At 51.9% G+C, this 576-nt stretch carries 1 protein-coding gene; it reads right to left on the reverse strand.

From position 1 onward, the window contains the following. Positions 1–576: c-type cytochrome (locus tag R7Z77_RS27235; protein WP_318137290.1), on the reverse strand; the 576-nt coding region annotated here is incomplete at both ends.

Raw genomic sequence — 576 nt, forward strand, 5'->3', positions numbered from 1 at the left:
TTAAAGGCATTGACGTCGGCCGCTTGAACCGTATCGCCAGTATCATTTCCCCAAGCATTGCGTTGGTAGGTAATTACCGCAGCAATTTCTTGATCACTAAGTTGGTTAGCAAAAGACTGCATCGCCGTCCCTGCGCGGCCATCAACAACCACACCGATGTGTTCGGTGACATCACCTGTCGCGACAGGACTGCCTTTAATTGAAGGGAACGCCCCCGGAATACCCTCACCATTAGCTTGGTGACAAACAGCACAACGCGCCGAGTAAATCGCTTCGCCTTGCGCCATGAGCTCATCCATAGACAAGTCTTGAGTTAGCGCCTCTTGCGCCGCGGCTTTTTGCATCGCGATTTCTTCTTTCTTGCCCGAGAGCCATTGATCGAATTCATCTTCCGGCATGGCATGGACTACGATTGGCATAAAGCCATGAGCTCGTCCACAAAGCTCTGCACACTGACCACGATAAACGCCCGGCTCATCAATTCGCGTCCAAGCCTCGTTGATGAAACCCGGGATGGTATCTTTTTTCACGGCGAAATCAGGCACCCACCAAGAGTGAATCACATCGTCTGAGGTC

It is taken from the genome of Vibrio sp. 1401 (assembly GCF_033340295.1).